General features: G+C 74.4%; 20 protein-coding genes. 6 read left to right on the top strand and 14 right to left on the bottom strand.

Annotation, left to right across the window (positions count from 1 at the left end):
- Positions 1-130: 130 nt before the first annotated feature.
- Both ABFT23_RS10050 and cobA read right to left on the bottom strand, forming a co-directional pair.
- Positions 131-946 (bottom strand): TrmH family RNA methyltransferase, encoded by an 816-nt coding sequence (locus ABFT23_RS10050; RefSeq protein WP_347894755.1) that lies wholly within the window; start codon positions 944-946, stop codon positions 131-133.
- Positions 939-2,162, bottom strand: coding sequence for a uroporphyrinogen-III C-methyltransferase (gene cobA, locus ABFT23_RS10045; RefSeq protein WP_457623242.1), 1,224 nt, complete (start codon positions 2,160-2,162; stop codon positions 939-941). Before cobA ends, ABFT23_RS10050 begins: the two co-directional genes overlap by 8 nt.
- Before the next feature lie 28 nt (positions 2,163-2,190).
- On the opposite strand from cobA, the gene ABFT23_RS10040 reads away from it, so the two are divergent.
- Complete coding sequence (locus ABFT23_RS10040; RefSeq protein ID WP_347894751.1) at positions 2,191-2,715, top strand: YbhB/YbcL family Raf kinase inhibitor-like protein; 525 nt, start codon at positions 2,191-2,193, stop codon at positions 2,713-2,715.
- A gap of 27 nt (positions 2,716-2,742) precedes the next feature.
- Here the strand turns inward: ABFT23_RS10040 and ABFT23_RS10035 are convergent, their stop codons facing one another.
- A complete protein-coding gene (locus ABFT23_RS10035; RefSeq protein WP_347894749.1) occupies positions 2,743-3,816 on the bottom strand; it encodes a PP2C family protein-serine/threonine phosphatase in 1,074 nt (357 codons plus the stop codon).
- Positions 3,817-3,884: 68 nt separating this feature from the next.
- On the opposite strand from ABFT23_RS10035, the gene ABFT23_RS10030 reads away from it, so the two are divergent.
- Positions 3,885-4,865 (top strand): alpha/beta hydrolase, encoded by a 981-nt coding sequence (locus tag ABFT23_RS10030; RefSeq protein WP_347894748.1) that lies wholly within the window; start codon positions 3,885-3,887, stop codon positions 4,863-4,865.
- Here ABFT23_RS10030 and ABFT23_RS10025 read toward each other — a convergent pair.
- Positions 4,838-5,503, bottom strand: coding sequence for a nitroreductase family protein (locus ABFT23_RS10025; protein ID WP_347894746.1), 666 nt, complete (start codon positions 5,501-5,503; stop codon positions 4,838-4,840). The genes ABFT23_RS10030 and ABFT23_RS10025 overlap by 28 nt on opposite strands.
- Before the next feature lie 49 nt (positions 5,504-5,552).
- Between ABFT23_RS10025 and ABFT23_RS10020 the strand changes: the two genes are divergently transcribed.
- The gene (locus ABFT23_RS10020; protein ID WP_347894744.1) at positions 5,553-6,200 is read left to right on the top strand and encodes a hypothetical protein; all 648 of its coding nucleotides are present in this window, start codon (positions 5,553-5,555) and stop codon (positions 6,198-6,200) included.
- 2 nt (positions 6,201-6,202) lie between these two features.
- Here ABFT23_RS10020 and ABFT23_RS10015 read toward each other — a convergent pair whose 3' ends face one another.
- Positions 6,203-6,595: a DUF4190 domain-containing protein gene (locus ABFT23_RS10015; RefSeq protein ID WP_347894742.1), complete on the bottom strand. Its 393-nt coding sequence runs from the start codon at positions 6,593-6,595 to the stop codon at positions 6,203-6,205.
- A 79-nt stretch (positions 6,596-6,674) separates the two neighbouring features.
- Here ABFT23_RS10015 and ABFT23_RS10010 point away from each other — a divergent pair, with 79 nt between their 5' ends.
- Positions 6,675-7,052 carry a hypothetical protein gene (locus tag ABFT23_RS10010; protein ID WP_347894740.1) on the top strand — a complete coding sequence of 126 codons (378 nt, stop codon included), beginning with the start codon at positions 6,675-6,677 and terminating at the stop codon, positions 7,050-7,052.
- 16 nt (positions 7,053-7,068) lie between these two features.
- Here the strand turns inward: ABFT23_RS10010 and ABFT23_RS10005 are convergent, their stop codons facing one another.
- From ABFT23_RS10005 to ABFT23_RS09985, 5 genes are read right to left on the bottom strand one after another with little or no spacing between them, the layout of a single operon-like run.
- The gene (locus tag ABFT23_RS10005) at positions 7,069-7,833 is read right to left on the bottom strand and encodes a sulfite exporter TauE/SafE family protein (protein WP_347894738.1); all 765 of its coding nucleotides are present in this window, start codon (positions 7,831-7,833) and stop codon (positions 7,069-7,071) included.
- Complete coding sequence (locus ABFT23_RS10000; protein WP_347894736.1) at positions 7,830-8,972, bottom strand: SPFH domain-containing protein; 1,143 nt, start codon at positions 8,970-8,972, stop codon at positions 7,830-7,832. The genes ABFT23_RS10005 and ABFT23_RS10000 overlap by 4 nt, the downstream gene beginning before the upstream one ends.
- Before the next feature lies 1 nt (position 8,973).
- Positions 8,974-9,435 (bottom strand): NfeD family protein, encoded by a 462-nt coding sequence (locus ABFT23_RS09995; protein WP_347894734.1) that lies wholly within the window; start codon positions 9,433-9,435, stop codon positions 8,974-8,976.
- Between the two features lie 51 nt (positions 9,436-9,486).
- Complete coding sequence (locus ABFT23_RS09990) at positions 9,487-10,284, bottom strand: ABC transporter ATP-binding protein (protein WP_347894732.1); 798 nt, start codon at positions 10,282-10,284, stop codon at positions 9,487-9,489.
- Between the two features lie 42 nt (positions 10,285-10,326).
- The gene (locus ABFT23_RS09985) at positions 10,327-11,121 is read right to left on the bottom strand and encodes an SAM-dependent methyltransferase (RefSeq protein ID WP_347894730.1); all 795 of its coding nucleotides are present in this window, start codon (positions 11,119-11,121) and stop codon (positions 10,327-10,329) included.
- Between the two features lie 172 nt (positions 11,122-11,293).
- On the opposite strand from ABFT23_RS09985, the gene ABFT23_RS09980 reads away from it, so the two are divergent.
- Positions 11,294-12,043: a hypothetical protein gene (locus ABFT23_RS09980; protein ID WP_347894728.1), complete on the top strand. Its 750-nt coding sequence runs from the start codon at positions 11,294-11,296 to the stop codon at positions 12,041-12,043.
- 14 nt (positions 12,044-12,057) lie between these two features.
- On the opposite strand, the gene ABFT23_RS09975 is transcribed toward ABFT23_RS09980, so the two are convergent.
- Positions 12,058-12,429, bottom strand: coding sequence for a VOC family protein (locus ABFT23_RS09975; RefSeq protein WP_347894726.1), 372 nt, complete (start codon positions 12,427-12,429; stop codon positions 12,058-12,060).
- A 100-nt stretch (positions 12,430-12,529) separates the two neighbouring features.
- Between ABFT23_RS09975 and serB the strand changes: the two genes are divergently transcribed.
- A complete protein-coding gene (gene serB / locus ABFT23_RS09970) occupies positions 12,530-13,759 on the top strand; it encodes a phosphoserine phosphatase SerB (protein ID WP_347894724.1) in 1,230 nt (409 codons plus the stop codon).
- Here serB and ABFT23_RS09965 read toward each other — a convergent pair.
- The 3 genes from ABFT23_RS09965 to ABFT23_RS09955 are packed head-to-tail and all read right to left on the bottom strand — an operon-like array spanning position 13,737 to position 17,160.
- Positions 13,737-14,318, bottom strand: a complete 582-nt coding sequence (locus ABFT23_RS09965) for a DedA family protein (RefSeq protein ID WP_347894722.1) — start codon at positions 14,316-14,318, stop codon at positions 13,737-13,739. The genes serB and ABFT23_RS09965 overlap by 23 nt on opposite strands.
- Positions 14,315-15,100: an MBL fold metallo-hydrolase gene (locus ABFT23_RS09960; RefSeq protein ID WP_347894720.1), complete on the bottom strand. Its 786-nt coding sequence runs from the start codon at positions 15,098-15,100 to the stop codon at positions 14,315-14,317. Before ABFT23_RS09960 ends, ABFT23_RS09965 begins: the two co-directional genes overlap by 4 nt.
- Positions 15,097-17,160 (bottom strand): alkaline phosphatase family protein, encoded by a 2,064-nt coding sequence (locus ABFT23_RS09955; protein ID WP_347894719.1) that lies wholly within the window; start codon positions 17,158-17,160, stop codon positions 15,097-15,099. The genes ABFT23_RS09960 and ABFT23_RS09955 overlap by 4 nt, the downstream gene beginning before the upstream one ends.
- Position 17,161 lies beyond the last annotated feature (1 nt).

Below are 17,161 nucleotides of genomic sequence, written 5' to 3'. Positions count from 1 at the left end.
CGAGGTGCGACGAGCCCTGCGAGGAGCCTCGAGACCTCCCGACCGCTGAGACCGCTGACGCTGGTCGAGGTGCGACGAGCCCTGCGAGGAGCCTCGAGACCTCCCGACCCCGCACCTCGACCAGCGTGGGTCAGCGACGCGCGGTCACGTAGCAGGCCACCGCGGAGGCCGCCGCGACGTTGAGCGAGTCGACCCCGGCCGCCATCGGGATGATCGCGCGGCGGTCGGCGGCGTCCTGCCAGGCCCGGGAGAGCCCGTGCCCCTCTGAGCCGAGCACGAGGGCCACGCGGTCGAGACCGCGCACGGCGTCCTCGAGCGGGACGGCGTCGTCGGCCAGCGTGAGCGCGACGGTGGTGAAGCCCGCCGCCGACAGCGCCGGGAGGGCGTCGCGCCACTCGGGCAGGCGGGTCCAGGGCACGGAGAACACCGCCCCCATGCCCACCTTCACCGCGCGCCGGTAGAGGGGGTCAGCCGTTCGCGGCGCGAGCAGGACGGCGTCGAAGCCGAGAGCGGCACCCGAACGGAAGATCGCTCCGACGTTGGTGTGGTCGACGACGTCCTCGAGCACGAGCACCGAGCTGGCCCCGTCGAGCACCTCGGCCACCGACGGCAGCGGCCGCCGGTGCATCGAGGCGAGGGCGCCACGGTGCACGTGGAAGCCGGTGACCTGCTCGACGAGCGTCTCCGCCAGCACGTAGCAGGGAGCCGTCGTCGTGGCGAGCACGTCGGCCAGCCCGTCGACCCACCGTGGCGCCATGAGGAACGACCGCGGCGCGTACCCGGCCTCGACGGCCCGGCGCACCACCTTCTCGCCCTCGGCGAGGAACAACCCGTGCTCGACCTCGAGCAGCCGCCGCAGCTGGACGTCGCGCAAGTCGCGGTAGTCGGCGAGCCGCGGGTCGGCGGGGTCGTCGATCTCGACGACCGACGGGCCGGGCTCAGGCATAGCGTTCCGGGTGGGCGACGGCGACGACCTCACCGACGACGATGATCGCCGGTGGCTTGACCGCCTCGGCGACGAGGTCGTGCTCGAGCTCGCCGAGCGTCGAGAGCACGGTGCGCTCGGCCGGCATGGTGCCGTCGCAGACCACGGCGACCGGCGTCGAGGCCGGGCGGCCACCGGCCACGAGCGCGGCGGCGATGTGGGGCGCGTTCTGCACGGCCATCATGAGCAGCAGCGTGCCGTTGGTCGCCGCGAGCGCCGGCCAGTTCGTGAGCGACTCGGGATGCCCGGGCGGTAGGTGCCCGGAGACGATGGTCATCTCGTGCACGATCCCGCGGTGCGTGACCGGGATGCCGGCGATGGCCGGCACCGCGATCGGGCTGGTCAGGCCGGGCACGACGGTGACCGGGACGCCGGCCTCGCGGCAGGCGATGACCTCCTCGTAGCCGCGGCCGAAGACGAAGTTGTCGCCGCCCTTGAACCGCACGACGCTCTGTCCGGCCAACGCCCGCTCCACGATGATCCGGTTGATCTCCTCCTGCTGCGCCGAGCGCCCGCGCGGCAGCTTGGCGACGTCGACCAGCTCGACGTCGCTCGGCAGCTCGCCGAGCAGCTCGCGGGGCGCCAGGCGGTCGGCGACGACGACGTCGGCCTCCATGAGCGCGCGGCGCCCGGCGAGCGAGATGAGCTGGGGGTCACCGGGCCCGCCGCCGACGAGCGTGACGCCGGCGGCGTGCGGGCGGTGCCGCTCGCTGGTGATGGTGCCCGCGCGCAGACCGTCGAGCACCTGGTCGCGGACGGCGGCCGAGCGACGTGGGTCGCGACCGCCGTGCACGGCCACGGTGACGCCGGCGGCGGTGCCGACGGCCGGCGTCCAGGCGGTGGCGAGGCTGGCGTCGTCGGAGCGGACGCAGAACACCCGCCGCTCCTCGGCCGCTCGGGAGACGGCGGCGTTGACCTCGGCGTCGTCGGTGGCCGCGACCGCGTACCAGGTGTCGTCGAGGTCGGCGGGCTCGAAGCCGCGTCGCACCCACTGCACCTCGCCGGCGCCCACGAGGCCTTCGATCGCCGGCGTCACCTCGGGCGCGACGACGACGACGCGGGCGCCGGCGCCGATCAGGACCGGCACCCGTCGCTGGGCCACGTGTCCCCCGCCGACCACGACGACCCGACGGCCCTCGAGCAGCAGACCGGTCGCGTACACAGGGGTGTCCTCCACGTCGCGCATCATCCCGTACGTTCGGTGCATGGCACTCGACCGCCCCGTCACCCCGGACCCGTACCCCCTGCTACCCGCCGCCCCGGCGTTCGGCGTCACCAGCGCCGACGTCGCCGACGGCCAGCCGCTCAAGGCCGACCAGGTCGCCGACGGGGGCGACACCTCGCCGCAGCTGTCGTGGGACGCCGTCGAGGGCGCCCAGAGCTACACGGTGACCTGCTTCGACCCCGACGCCCCCACCCCCAGCGGCTTCTGGCACTGGGTGCTCGTCGACCTCCCGGCCGACGTCACCTCGCTCGAGGCCGGCGCCGGCGCCGAGGGCGCCGAGCTGCCCGGCTCGGCCTTCCACTGCCGCAACGACGGCGGCGGCCTGGGCTTCACGGGCGCTGCCCCGCCGCAGGGAGACCAGGTGCACCGCTACTTCTTCGTCGTGCACGCCGTCACCGAGCCCCAGCTGGGCGTCGACGCAGACGCCTCGCCGGCCGTCGTGTCGTTTAACCTGGCCTTCAAGACCGCCGGTCGCGCGATCCTGCACGGGACCTACCAGCACTGAGCGCGCGGCCCGCCGTCCGCCCGCGGGCTAGGACGTCGCGGCCCGGCTGAGCACCAGCACGGCCCGGTCGTCGTCGCCGCGCGCGACCTGGCGGACGACGCGGCGGGCCACGCCCGCGTGGCCGCGGCCGATCGCCTCGGCCGCGGTGTCCTGCAGCCAGCGGATGCCGTCCTCAATGTCACCACTGCGTGACTCGACGACGCCGTCGGTGTAGAACATCAGCGCCTGTCCGGGCTCAAGCACACCGCAGCTGGCCTCGAGATCGGGGTGCGGGAGCACGCCGAGCGCGAGGCCGCGGGCGTTGTCGACGACCCATTCACCGTCGTCGGGCTGCCAGCGCAGCGCGGGCGGGTGACCGGCGCTGTGGATGGTGTAGTCGCCGTCGTCCAGGTCGATGCTGACGTGCACGGCGGTCGCGAACGTCTCCTCGGTGTAGCGCTCGTCCTGGCGCAGCAGGAAGTCGTTGGCGGCATCGAACAGCGCCGGGCCGCGCAGCGCACCGACCATGCCGCCGAGCGCCCCTGCGAGCAGCAGCGCCGACGGCGCGGCCTTCACGCCCTTGCCGACGACGTCGACGAGCACGAGGTCGAGCCGTCGGGCCTCGGCGTCGAGATCGGCGACCATGAAGTCGCCGGCGTAGCCGACGTCGTTGGCCGAGAGCATGGCGGTCTCGCACGACCATCCGTCGGGCAGCGGCGGCACGCGGCCCTGGGCGTTGAGGCGCTCGCGCAGGTCGGCCAGCAGCGCCTCGCTGAGCGGCCCCGGCAGACCGCTGCGTTGCCGGCTGGAGGCGTAGAGCACGAGCACAGTGGCCAGCACGAGCATCACGACGCCGGAGACGCGGCCGCCGACGACGTCGCCCTCGTCGAGCCGGGTGATCGTGCCGGACGCGACGACGAGCAGGGCCAGGGCGGTGAGCTCGCGGAAGCGCAGGAGCAGCAGGCCGAGCACCAGCCACACGAAGTAGCCGGGCAGCGGGAACAGGTCGTAGTCGACGAGCGACAGCGCGGTGGTGGCGACGACGCCGAGCGTCATGAGGGCGAGCAGCAGCTGCTGGCTGCGTCGGGTGCCCGAGCGCCAGCTGTCGACGATGCTGCTCACCGAGCGTCGTAGCCAGTCCATCCCGGGGAGAACCGTAAGGGACGATGCGCACCTGCGAGGATCTTTCCGTGAGACCCGAGCAACACGTCGACATCCTCGGCGAGCCGTGGGTGGCCGAGACCATCGGTCTGCCGCCCGACGAGGAGGGACCGGTCGTCGCGACCCTGGTGCACCGGCCGACCGAGCGGCCCACCGGGCGCGCCGTGCTCCACGTGCACGGCTTCACCGACTACTTCTTCCACACCGAGTACGCCGCGTGGTGGCTCGAGCGCGGCTACGACTTCTACGCCCTCGACCTGCGCAAGTACGGCCGCTCGATCCGCCCGCACCAGACGCCGACCTACATCGCCGACCTGCACGACTACTTCGCCGAGCTCGACCTGGCGTGGTGGCGCATCACCGAGCGTGACGGTCACGGCGACCCGGCCTCGGTGGTGCTGTCGGGGCACTCGACCGGAGGCTTGGTCACCTCGTTGTGGGCACACCACCGGCAACCCGGGCAGCTCGGGGCACTCGTGCTCAACTCGCCCTGGTTCGACCTACAGGGCGCTCCGTGGCTGCGGACGGCGGCCGCCGGGCGCGTGCTCGACACCGTCGGCCAGCGTCAGCCGCTGCGCGCGCTGAAGCGCGAGGTCGACGGCGTCTACGGCAGGAGCCTGCATCGCGACCACGGCGGCGAGTGGGACTTCGACCTGACCTGGAAGCCGGTCGAGTCGTTCCCGGTCCGGTTCGGCTGGCTGCGCGCCATCCGGGCCGGGCACGCCGAGCTGCACGCCGGGCTGTCGGTGCTCGCACCCGTGCTGGTGCTGTCGTCGGCGTCGACGGTGCACTCGGCCGAGGTCGACGACGACGCGCACACGCACGACGTCGTGCTCGACGTCCCGCAGATCCGCCAGTGGTCGGCCTCGGTCGGCCCGCACGTGACCTACGTGGCGATCGACGGCGCCAAGCACGACGTCGTGCTGTCGCTGCCCCACGTGCGGGCCATGGTCTACGACGAGCTCGACCGCTGGGTGGGCGCCTACGTCGACAGGGGCGGGCCGGCGTAGGTCTCGAGCGTCACGAACTCCTCCACGGGCTGGCGCCGCAGCTTGGTGAGCACCTTGACCGGCCGGCCGATGGGCACGACGGCGGCGAGGGCGAAGGAGTCCGGCACCCCGAACAGCTCCTTGACGGCCGGCTCCTCGGCCGCGGCCATCGTCGTGATCGTGCCGCCGAGGCCCTCGTTGCGGGCGGCGAGGAGCGTGTTCCAGACCATCGGGTAGATCGAGGCGCCGCTGATCACGCCGATGCGGTCGAGATCGGCGTCCATGGAGGCGACAACGGCGAGGTCGACGAAGAACACCAGCACCACCGGCGCCTTCAACAGGGCGTCGGTCTGCCCGGGCGGCAGCTCGGTCGCGGCGATCTCCTCGGGCGTGGGTCCGGGCGGGTGCACCGTGTTCCACGGGCTCTCCCCCGCCGCGACCTGCGCGGCGTATCGGCGCCCGGCGGTGCCGTAGAGCGCGGCCAGACGCTCGCGCGTGCCCTGGTCGCGCAGGACGACGACGTGCGCGCCCTGCCGGTTGCCGCCGCTCGGGGCGAACCGGGCGTGCTCGAGCATCCGGTGGATCGTGGCGTCGTCGACCGGGTCGTCGGTGTAGGTCCGGGTGGCCGGCGTGGTGCGCATGACCTCGTAGAGCTCCATGTCGGCGAACCTACTGCGCGCTCGTTGCGCGGTGCCGCACACTGTGCCGGTGCTCCGCCGACTCGCATCCGCCACGGCCCTCGTGGTCGTCCCCGTCCTCGCGCTCTCCGTCGTCCCGGCGCACGCCGGGTCGTGGTCGGCCCCCGACCCGGTCGGCGACGCCGCGACGATCAGCTACGACCCGGAGCCGCAGCCGTGCGGCACCCTCGTCGAAGTCCCGTCGCGCGAGGGAGACCTGCGCCGCGTCTCGGTGCGGCACACCGCGGATCGGGTGCTGGTGCGCCTCGACGTGACCGGGCTCGTGGCCGCGCGGCGCACCACGGCCGAGATCACGGTGGCCACGCCGTCGAAGGCCTACTCGGTGACGATCACCAAGCCCCGCCGTCGCGTCGTCGTCGACCTGACGCCGTTCCCGGCCATCGACGAGGACGACGTCAACGAGTGCGGCAGCTACTTCTACGGCTCCGCCGTGCGGTCCTGCCGCGGTTCGAGTGGCTCGATCCAGACGGCCCGTGACCGCATCACGCTCTCGCTGCCGCGTCGGTGCCTGGGTGGCATCCCGCGGTGGGTGCAGGTCGGGGCCTACACCTACGCCGGAGCCGGCGAGGACATGACCTTCGACCAGTGGGTCCCGCGCGGCTGGGACGGCGACTACCTCGCACCGATCGTCGGCCGCAAGGTGTTCGCGCCGCGCTGACCTCAGTCGTCGAGCCACCCCGGGTCGGTGACCAGCACGACCACGATGAACAGGACGTACCCGACCACCACGGCGAGACCGAGGTAGCCGAGGACGAGCCCGGCCAGGGCCATGCCGCCGCCCTGCTCGCCGGTGCGCTTGATCTGCCCGCGCGCGAGGTGGCCGGTGATCACCGCGGCGAGGCTGGCGGCGCCGCAGCCCCACACGAGCGAGCACACGAGCGAGGCGATCGCGAGAGCGTTGGTGCCGCGTGGCGGCCCGTAGGACGGCGGCGGTGCGCCGTACGTCACCGGCGGGGTCGGCGCGGGCGGCTGGTACGGCCGGTAGGTGCCGGGCGCGATCGTGGGCTCGCTCGCCCACGGGCTCGACTCGGGCTCGTCGGGCTTGCTCGTCATGGGTCTCCTCTCCACCTGCGCTCCGACGCGCCGTCGAGGCACCGGGATCCGTGACCCTAGCCGCCCTACGCTCCGACCCATGATCAATTCCGTCACCGGACTCGCCCTCGGCCGCATCGGCGTGGGCGTCGCCTCGCTCGTCAAGCCCGACCTGGTCGCCTCGACGATGGGTGTCTCGGGCACCCACCCGCTGATGACGCGGTGGTTCGGCTCGCGCGAGATCGCCCTCGGCACGGCCACGCTGCTCGCCACGGGTCCGGGCCGGAGCACCCTGGTGCTCATCGGAGCCGCCGTCGACGGCGCAGATGCGGCCACGGCCTACGCCGCCGTCCAGGAGGAGGAGCTGCCGCGCCAGGTCGGCCTCGGGCTCGTCGCGGTGGCCACCGGTGCGGTCGTCGCCGGCCTTCTCGGTCTGCGCGTCAAGAAGAAGGTCCGGCTGGCCGTCGAGCCCGCCTGAGCCCTTCGGGGCGGCGCTAGCCGACCAGGATCATCGTGAACGCGGTCAGCCCGACGACGACGATCGTGGCTCGCAGGGCGATCGGCGGGAGGGCCTTGCCGACGCGCGCGCCGAGCAGCCCGCCGACCACGGCGCCAGCACCGATGAGGGCCACGACCGTCCAGTCGACGTCGGCCACCACGACGAAGATCACCCCGGCGACGCCGTTGACGGCGGCCGCCAGGACGTTCTTGACCGCGTTGCTGCGCTGCAGCGACTGCGCGACGCCGATACCGAGCACGGCCATCAGCAGCACGCCCTGGGCGGCACCGAAGTAGCCGCCGTAGACGCCGGTGAGCAGCACGGCGGGCCAGGTCCACCACGCATCGGTCGACCGGTCGACGCCACGGTCGTCGGCACGGCGACGCACCCATGCCGCCAGTCGCGGCTGCAGGACGACGAGCACGACGCCGAGCATGATCAGCACCGGCACGACGGTCTCGAACGCGCCGTCCGGCAGCACGAGCAGGAGCACGGCGCCGACGACCCCGCCGATGAGGGAGGCGCTGAGCAGGCGCACCACCCGGCTGCGCTGGCCCTCCAGCTCGTCGCGGTAGCCGATCGCCCCGGCCACCGAGCCCGGCACGAGCCCGATGTTGTTCGACACGTTGGCCGTGACCGGCGGGACGCCGAAGGCGAGCAGGGTCGGGAACGTGATGAGCGTGCCCGAGCCGACGACGGTGTTGATGGTGCCGGCGGCCAGTCCGGCCAGGGCGATGAGGACCGCCTCGAGCGGACTCACTCGGGGGCGGTCGGGGCGGGCGGCTCGCTGGCGGGAGCGGTGTCGGGGGCGGTGTCGGGGGCGGTGTCGGGGGCGTCGGTGCCCGACGGGTCAGCCGCGTGGGCCGCCTCGGCGATGGCCGCCCTCACGGCGTCGTCGGCGGCGCCGACGGAGGACCCGGCGGGGCTCGGCACCTGCGGCTCGGTCGGCCCCATGTCGACGCGGGTCAACGGTCCCTCGGTCTCGGTGGGGATGCCGCTCAGCTGGTTCATGGTCGAGCCGAGACCCTCGAGGGCCTTGCCGATCTCGCTCGGCACGATCCACACCTTGTTGGCGTCGCCCTCGGCGATCTTCGGCATCATCTGCAGGTACTGGTAGGCCAGCAGCGACTGGTCGGGACGGCCGTCGTGAATCGCCTGGAAGACGGTCTGGATGGCCTGGCCCTCACCCTGCGCACGCAGGATCTGCGCCTCACGGTCGGCCTGCGCGCGCAGGATCTGCGACTCACGGTCGCCCTCGGCGTTGAGGATGGCCGACTGCTTGTTGCCCTCCGCGGTGAGGATGGCCGACTGCCGCTGGCCCTCGGCGGTGAGGATGGCGGCGCGCTTGTTGCGGTCGGCGCGCATCTGCTGCTCCATCGAGTCCTTGATCGACGGTGGCGGGTCGATGCCCTTGAGCTCGACGCGGTTGACCCGGATGCCCCACTTGCCGGTGGCCTCGTCGAGGACGCCGCGCAGCCCGGAGTTGATGGAGTCGCGGCTGGTCAGCGTCTCCTCGAGGTCCATGCCGCCGACGATGTTGCGCAGCGTGGTGGTGGTCAGCTGCTCGACGGCCTGGATGTAGTCGGCGATCTCGTAGGTGGCCGCGACGGGGTCGGTGACCTGGAAGTAGATGACGGTGTCGATCGAGACGACCAGGTTGTCCTCGGTGATCACCGGCTGCGGCGGGAAGCTGACGACCTGCTCGCGCAGGTCGATGGTGTAGCGCACCTTGTCGACGAACGGCACGACGGTGTTGAGGCCGGCGTCGAGGGTGGTCTTGTACTTGCCGAAGCGCTCGACGATGCCCGCGCGCGCCTGCGGCACGATGCGGATGGTCTTGGCCAGCAGCACCACCAGGAACAGCAGCAGGACTCCGGCGACGATCAGGGCGACTTCCATGTCAGGCCTCCAGGCTCGGTACTTCGTGGACCAGCGCCGTCGCACCGCGGATCTCCAGGACCTCGACGGTGGCACCGACGGCGATGGTGGACAGCCCGTCGTAGGGCGCGGCCGACCACTCCTCGCCGCCGAGGCGTACGCGCCCGGTCTCGTGCGGCGTGACGGCGGCGGTGACCCGGGCCTCCTGGCCGACCAGCTTGCCGTGGCCCAGCCGCAGGTCGGGGCCCGTGTGCAGGCGCTTGACGACCGGCGGACGGACGAGGGCGAGCATGGCCGCGGCCGCACCGCCGGCGACCAGCAGCTGCAGCAGCACCGGCGCGCCGACCAGCGCGGCGACCATGCCGGCCACGGCGCCGACGGCGAGCATGACCAGGACGAGGTCGAGGCTCATCAGCTCGGCCACGCCGAGGATCGCGGCCGCGGCGAGCCACACACTCCACGCGTGCTCGCTCAACCAGTCCATGCCTCAACCCTAGTCGGGCCGTGCGCGACGGGGTGCCGTCGTCGGGGTGGGTCAGCGGTGCCGGACGTCGCGGCGCGCGGCCCAGCGCCCGTCGGCCCGCGTCAGCACGAGCGGCATGCCGAACGTGGCCGACAGGGCCCGCTCGGTGAGGACGTCGTCGACCGGCCCCTGCGCGACGACGGCTCCCTGGCGCAGCAGCAGGGCGTGGGTGAACCCCGGCGGGATCTCCTCCACGTGGTGCGAGACCAGCACGGTGGCCGGGGCGTCGGGGTCGTAGGCGAGCGTCGACAGGGTCGAGACGAGGTCTTCACGACCACCGAGGTCGAGACCGGCTGCCGGCTCGTCGAGCAGGAGCAGCTCGGGGTCGGTCATCAGCGCGCGCGCCACCTGCACGCGCTTGCGCTCGCCCTCGCTGAGGGTGCCGAACGTGCGGTCGGCGAGGTGGCGCACGCCGACCTCGCGCAGCAGCGCATCGGCGCGGGCGTGGTCGAGGTCGTCGTACTGCTCGCGCCAGCGGCCCAGCACCCCGTGCGCGGCCGAGAGCACGACGTCGCGCACGACCTCCGAGCGCGGCAGCTTCTCGGCCTGGGCCGCGCTGGTCAGCCCGATGCGGGGCCGCAGCTCGAACACGTCGACGGTGCCCATCAGCTCACCCAGCAGCCCGACGACGCCGGAGCTGGGGAACATCTGCGCCGAGGCGATCTGCAGCAGGGTCGTCTTGCCGGCACCGTTGGGCCCGAGCAGCACCCACCGCTCCCCCTCGCGGACCACCCACGTGACGCGGTCGAGCAGGGTCGCGGACCCTCGTCGGACCGAGACGTCGGCGAGCTCCAGGACGGCGGCGGGCATGACCCCGACCCTAGTGGGCCGGCTTCGTGACCGCCGCCCCGGTCAGGTCCGGACGGCGTGCAGCAGCCACGTCTGGGCGCCGATCGCCGCCCGGTGCCCGGCACCGGCGAGGTCGGCGCGGCCGAGCTCGAGGGCCACCCGAGCGGGGTCGTGCAGGCGGACGTCCCAGCCGCGCTGCCCGTCGTGCGGCCGGGCCGGACCGGCCGTGCTCGTCGTGGCGCCGACCACGCTGCCCGGCGCGGACAGGCCGCCGAGGCGCCGCAGGAGGACGGCGACCTGCTCGGGGCGGACCGGGGTGCCGTCGACGAGCCAGGTGGTCGGCAGCCCGGGCGTGAACCCCGCCCGGCGCAGCGCCGGGGCCCACGGGCTGTCGGGCTCGACCGGCACCGGCACCCGGGTGCAGCCCGTGGCGAGCCCGGCCAGCACGCGGTCGCGGAGGTCGACGAGGTCGGGCTGGTCGATCTCGTAGACGACGGTCCCGTCGGGCCACGGCAGGCGGAACGCACGGGTGTCGGAGCCGGCCCCGAGGACGACGACCTGGCGGTGACCGGCGTCCAGTGTCAGGTCGTCGAGGAACCGAGCCCCCACGATGCCCGGCGAGCCGGACGGCGACGCGGCCTCGGCCCCGTGGTCGCCGACGCCGTCGCCGTGGTCGTCGTCAGCGACGCTCCACCCGGCGGCGGCGACGAACCGTTCGACCACGTGGTCGTCGAGCACCCGGTCGGGCCGGCGGGACTCGACGGCCCGGGCGTGGGCCAGCACGACCGCCGAGAGCCCGAACGCGGGCGGCACGACGATGCCGGAGCCGAGCCGGATGGAGGCGGGTGCGACGCTCATCGCAGACACCCTGGTGTCCGGTCGCGCCCGCGGGAAGGGCCCGGGTCCGTGGTTTTTGTTCCGACCCGGTCCGAATCCGCGCCGCCCCGCTCACGGCGCGGAACGACCTCGCCAGGCGGTCCAGACCACCCACCCGCGACGGCCCGCGGCACGGCGTCGCTACGGTCGAGCCATGAGCGGGTCGACGACGTCGCTGCCGGTCGCGGGACGGCTGGCCTGGTGGGGCACCGCCTGGCTGCACGGGCACCTCGGCCCCGACGAGCTGCTCGACGGCGTGCTCGACGGCGACGTGACCCACGTGGTGCTCGGCCCCGACCCGGGGCTCGTCACGGTGCTGGCCGGCCTGCGCGCCGCAGGCACCACCGCGCTCGGCGCGGCGTTCCCGGTGGAGGGCGACCTCGTCGGCCTCGGCGGCCCGCGCGAGCTCAACGACGCCGCCCTCGACGCCGGCGAGGTCGTGGTCACCGTGGGTGGCGGCACCGGCGGTGACCACGGTGCCGTCGGCCTGGTGCCCACGCAGGTGGGTCCGACGGTGGAGTGGCGCGTGCTGCCGGCGCGGCGGCGCCAGCTGCCGGACGTCGGCGAGGCCGACCGGCAGCTGCGGGCCGTGCTGCTCGACTCGGCCGAGCGCCTCGCCGCGCTCGACGTCGCCCGGTGGCGGCCCGAGATCGCCGACCGGCTGCTCAACCTGCGCCACCGCCCCGACGTCGTCGCGCCGCCCGGGGTGCCGGAGCGCTGCGTCGACCTCGCCGGCCGCGGCCTGCAGGCGCTCGGCATCGCCGAGCTGGCCCTGGAGGACGACGGCGGCGCCGTGAGCGCCTCGGAGGCTCAGCAGCGGCTCGACGCCCTCAGGCCCCTGGCCCGCGCCGGTCGGCACGCCCTGGTGGCCGCCTGCTCACCCGAGGTGTGGCCGCCCTCCTGACCCGCCTCGGCCGGTCAGGCCCCCGCGGTGGACCAGACCCCCAGCCGGTTGCCGTCGGGGTCGAGGAAGTGGAAGCGGCGTCCGCCGGGAAAGGCGAAGACCGGGTCGGCGACGGTGCCGCCGGCGGCCTCGACGGCGCTCACGGTGGCCTCGAGGTCGTCGGAGTACAGCTGCACGAGCACGCCGCCGGCCCCGGTCGGGGCACCGACGGCCAGTCCGCCGACCTCGCCGTCGCCGGTGACCCAGCGGATGCCGGCGTAGCCGGGCCCGTAGTCGTTGAACTGCCAGCCGAACGCGGCGGCGTAGAAGGCCTTGGCCCGGTCGAGGTCGGTGACGCCGATCTCGACGTAGTCGATCGCGTGGTGCACGTGGGTCTGCTCGGTCATCGGGCCGGCTCCTGTCGGATGGTGGTGGTCACGTGACCCACACCCTGCCCGCCACCACCGACAGTCCCGCCCGGACGCCGGGGCGATAGCCTCCACGGCGATGAGCACGACCTCCCCGACACCCGACACGCCCGAGACGCTGCTGGTCACCCTGACCGGCAAGGACCGCCCCGGCGTCACCGCCGCGGTCTTCACCGCGCTGACCGGGGCCGGGGTCGAGGTGGTCGACATCGAGCAGATCATCCTGCGGCGCCGGCTCATCCTCGGCGTCCTGGTCACGGCCCCGCGCGACGTCAAGAAGCTGCAGGCCGCCGTCGAGCAGGCGGCCGCCGACCTGGGCATGCAGGTCGAGGTCGACCGCGGCAGCGGCGACAACAGCCACCGCGCCGCCGGTCGGGCGCACGTGACCGTGATCGGCCGCCCGCTCAAGCCGGCGCACGTGGCCGCGATCGCCGGGCGCATCGCCGACACCGGCGGCAACATCGACCGCATCGAACGCATGGCGCGCTACCCGGTCACCGCGATCGACCTGCGCGTCTCGGGCGCCGACGCCGCGCTGCTGCAGGCCCTGCTCGCCACCGAGGCCGCCGCGCTGGGCGTCGACATCGCCGTCCAGCCGGCCAACCTGCTGCGCCACGGCGCGCGCCTGGTCGTGATGGACGTCGACAGCACGCTCATCCAGGGCGAGGTGATCGAGATGCTCGCCGCCCACGCCGGTCACGAGGAGGAGGTCGCGCGGGTCACCGAGGCGGCGATGCGCGGCGAGCTCGACTTCGAGGAGTCGCTGCGGGCGCGCGTGAAGCTGCTCGCGGGCCTCGAGGCCACCGCGCTCGACGAGGTCTACGCCGACATCGTGGTCACCCCCGGCGCCCGCACGATGGTGCGCACGCTGCGCCGCCTCGGCTACCGGTTCGCGATCGTCAGCGGCGGGTTCAGCCAGATCACCGACCGCCTCGCGGCCGACCTCGGCATCCACTTCTCCCGCGCCAACGAGCTCGAGGTCGTCGACGGGCGCATCACCGGCGAGATCGTCGGCCGGGTCGTCGACCGCGCCGGCAAGGCCCAGGCACTGCGCGAATTCGCCGAGGAGGTCGGCGTCCCCATGGCGGCCACGGTCGCGATCGGCGACGGCGCCAACGACCTCGACATGCTCAACGCCGCCGGCCTCGGCATCGCCTACAACGCCCGCCCGGTCGTGCAGCGGGCGGCCGACACCGCGGTCAACGTGCCGTTCCTCGACCCGATCCTCTACCTGCTGGGCATCTCGCGCGAGGAGATCGAGGCGGCCGACGCCGAGGCCGGCATCGTCACCCCGGCTCCCCCGGTCTGACCCGCCGCAGCCGCGGCAGCACGAGGCCGAGCAGCAGCGCCACCACGACGACCGCCACCAGCGCCACCGTCGGGTCCGGGATCAGGGCGTCGCCCACGATGCCCACGGCGGCGTAGACGGCAGCCCACAGCCCCGCCGCGGCCACGTTCGCCGAGGCGAACCGGGCGAGCGGGTAGCCGCCAAGCGCCGCGGCCAGCAGCACCGGCACCCGGCCGCCCGGCACGAGGCGCGAGAGCAGCAGCGCGCGGACCTCGTCGGCCTCGAGCCGGGCCCGCAGGTGCTGGATGGCGCCGTCGGGGTCGTCGGCGCGCAGCCACCCGACCCGCTGGGCCAGCGGCGCGCCCGCCCGACGCAGGACGGCGTACGTGACGACGTCGCCGAGGTAGGCACCGGCCCCGCCCGCGGCGACGACCAGGACCAGCTCCCACGGGTGCTCGGCGCGGGCCAGCACCGCCGCGGCGCTCACGGCCGCACCGGTGGGCACGACCGGGACGACGGCGCCGAAGGCGACGACGGCGAGCAGCGTGAGCAGCCCGAGCGCGCCGAGCCCGTCGCTCACCGGGGCCCGGTCGCCGGGTCCAGCGCGACCGGCTCGCCGAAGCCCGGCGTGAGCGGGGCGACGTCGGGGCAGCGCTCGGCGAGGGCCCGCACGAACCGCTGCGGCGGCGTGACGAAGAGCCGGTGGTGGTTGGCCGGGTGGAGCCGTCGCAGCGCGAGCGGCCAGTAGGTGCCGTAGTGCACGGCGAGCGCCCAGCGGGCGCCCACGGCCTCGACGGCGGCCGCGGCCTCCTCGGGGTCGAGGTGCTCGTCGCCGAGGGTCGGGCCCCAGCCGCCGATCGGCACGGCCGCGAGGTCGACCGGCTCGACCTCGGCGAAGTCGGCCCGCACCCCGGTGTCGCCGGGGTACCAGACCGCGGTGACGCCGTCGTCGATGCGGAACCCGATGGCCGGCACGGCGCCGCCGCGGTGCAGCTTGTCGCGCCCACCCTCGTGCGTGGCGGCGAGCACCTGCACCCGCACCCCGGCGACCTCGACCTCGTCGCCCGGCTCGACCTCCACGAGGTCGCGCTCGGCGAGGCCCTTGACCTGGCGGGACGCGCCGCGGGGCACGACGACGGGCACGGCGGCGTCGAAGCGTCGCAGCGACGGCAGGTGCAGGTGGTCGTGGTGCAGGTGCGAGACGAGGACGACGTCGGCCTCGGTCGCCCGCTCGGACGGCTCGGGCACCGCACGCCGCAGGTGGTAGAGCCGCCGGGTCAGCAGCGGGTCGGTGGCGACGCGGGTCGCCGCGAGGTCGATCGTCATGGACGAGTGCCCCCACCAGGTCACGGTGGCGGTCATCGGCTCACCTCCTGCAGCTCGACGGACAGGGTGTCGGACCGGCGCAGGCCCTGGTCGACCAGCCGGTCGACGAGCAGGCGGTGCACGTCGAGGCCGGTCAGGTCGCCGTCGGGCACCGCCCAGCCGGCCGGGTGGACGAACAGGGCCCGCGTCTGGTCGCCGCCGAGGCCGCCGTGCGAGCCGACGAGCTCCTCGAAGGCCGCGACCTCGCCCAGGCTCGGGTCGTAGCGGCCGAGCACGACGACGTCGCCGACGTGGTGCCGCCGGTCGAGCTCGACCAGGTCCCCCACGGCCGTCGGGCCGTAGACGGCCAACGGGTCGCGTCCGGTCGTCGACACCACGCGCCCGGCGTCGATCACGACCGAACCGTCGGCGTCCTCGACGACGAGCCGGCCGTCGTCGTCACGGGTGATCACGGCGCCGACGTGCGGGAGTGCGCGCAGGCCTGGCAACAGCCCGGGCACGGCCGCCTCGACGTCGTCGCGGGTACGGCGTCCGGGGTGCTCGGGCAGGTAGAGGTGGGCGATGCTGCCGGAGGCGACGACCTGCACCTCGCAGGCCGGCGCCGGCACGGTCGTGGGCTCGTCGTGGGGCACCAGCCGGCGGACGCCGTGGGTGCGCTGGCCGTTGGCGACCAGCAGGTTGGCCGGGCCGAGCACCTCGGCCGCGCCGGCGGGGGCGGCGACGGCGCCCTCGACGATGGCGTCGACCTCCTCGGCGAGGGTGCGACCGGCCAGCTGGAGGTAGGTCGTGCCCTGCGTCTGGCCGTGGTCGGAGACGACGACGAGCTCGTAGTCGCGCCCGACCTCGGCGGAGACCTCGGCGAAGAATCGCAGCACGCGGTCGAGGCTCTCGAGGGTGCGCAACGACTCGGGCCGCGTCGGGCCGGCGTGGTGGGCGACCTCGTCGTAGTCGAGGAAGTCGACGTAGACCACCGGCGTGCCGCGCGCCATGCGGTCGGCGACGATCGCGACGCTAAGGTCCTTGAGGACGACGGTGGTCAGGCCGCGCAGCAGCACGAACGAGCCGCCGCGGTGCACGCGAGGCAGCACGCCGCGGTAGCGCTGGCGCCGTCCCTGGTACCACTCGGCGACGACCTGCCCGGCGAAGAGCACCATCGAGCGCACGAACCCGCTGCGCGACGCCGCGTAGGACGCCGCCCCCGCGTCGGTCACCCGCTCGCGGGCGTGGCTCATCGTCAGGGCCCGGAACGGCGCGTCGCCGGAGAACAGGTTGGCGACGCTCGCGCCGCCGTCGGCGAGCAGGCCGCGGCCGGTGGTGAAGTCGGACTCGGCCTCGGCGACGTCGTTCGGCCGGCTGCACTGCAGCACCCGCCCGCGCTGCTTGTCGAACCACCGGAACGCCGGGATGGCCCGCGCCTCGCCGTGCAGCAGCACGGCCTGGCCGGCCGGCGTCGTCGACGGCACACCGGTGTGCCAGCCGCGCAGGCGGTGCGAGCCCGAGCGCAGCAGCCCGGTCAGGTAGGGCATCGACCCGGCCGCGGCGGCCTGGCGCAGCAGCGGCTCGGCGACGCCGTCGAGCTGGACGACGAGCAGCCCGGGCCCGCTGACCGGTGTGCGGCGGGCGGTGCGGACGGCGCGACCGAGCACCTGGGCGAGGTGGACCTCCTCCCCCGAGGCGTCGACGACCCAGTTGAGCACCGCCGCGACGACCGCCACCAGCCAGGCGGCCAGCACGATCTCGGGGAAGTCGATCGCCTCGATCGAGGGCACCAGCGCGAGCGCGACGCCCAGCACGAGACTCTGCGCGAGGAAGCCGACGAGCAGCAGCCCGAGCACGCCGGTGATGACGACGAGGCGGGTCAGCAACGGCCGCAGCAGCGCGCCGACCGCCAGCACGACGAGGGCGAGGTTGACGACCGGGAGCACGTCGTCGCTGGGCACCTGGGTGCCCGGCACCAGCCAGAACGTGACGGCGAGGGCGAGGAACGAGACGGCGAACGACCGCGCGACGCCGCGCAGCCACCGCCACGACGGGCGGAACCGCCGGACCTCGCGGCCGGCGAGCGAGAGCCGCCTGCTGGTCGCGCCGTCCGTCACG

The sequence above is a fragment of the Nocardioides secundeburneus genome (assembly GCF_039939255.1).
In the GTDB taxonomy this organism is placed as follows: Bacteria; Actinomycetota; Actinomycetes; order Propionibacteriales; family Nocardioidaceae; genus Nocardioides.
This window is presented reverse-complemented; position numbering and strand designations above follow the sequence as displayed.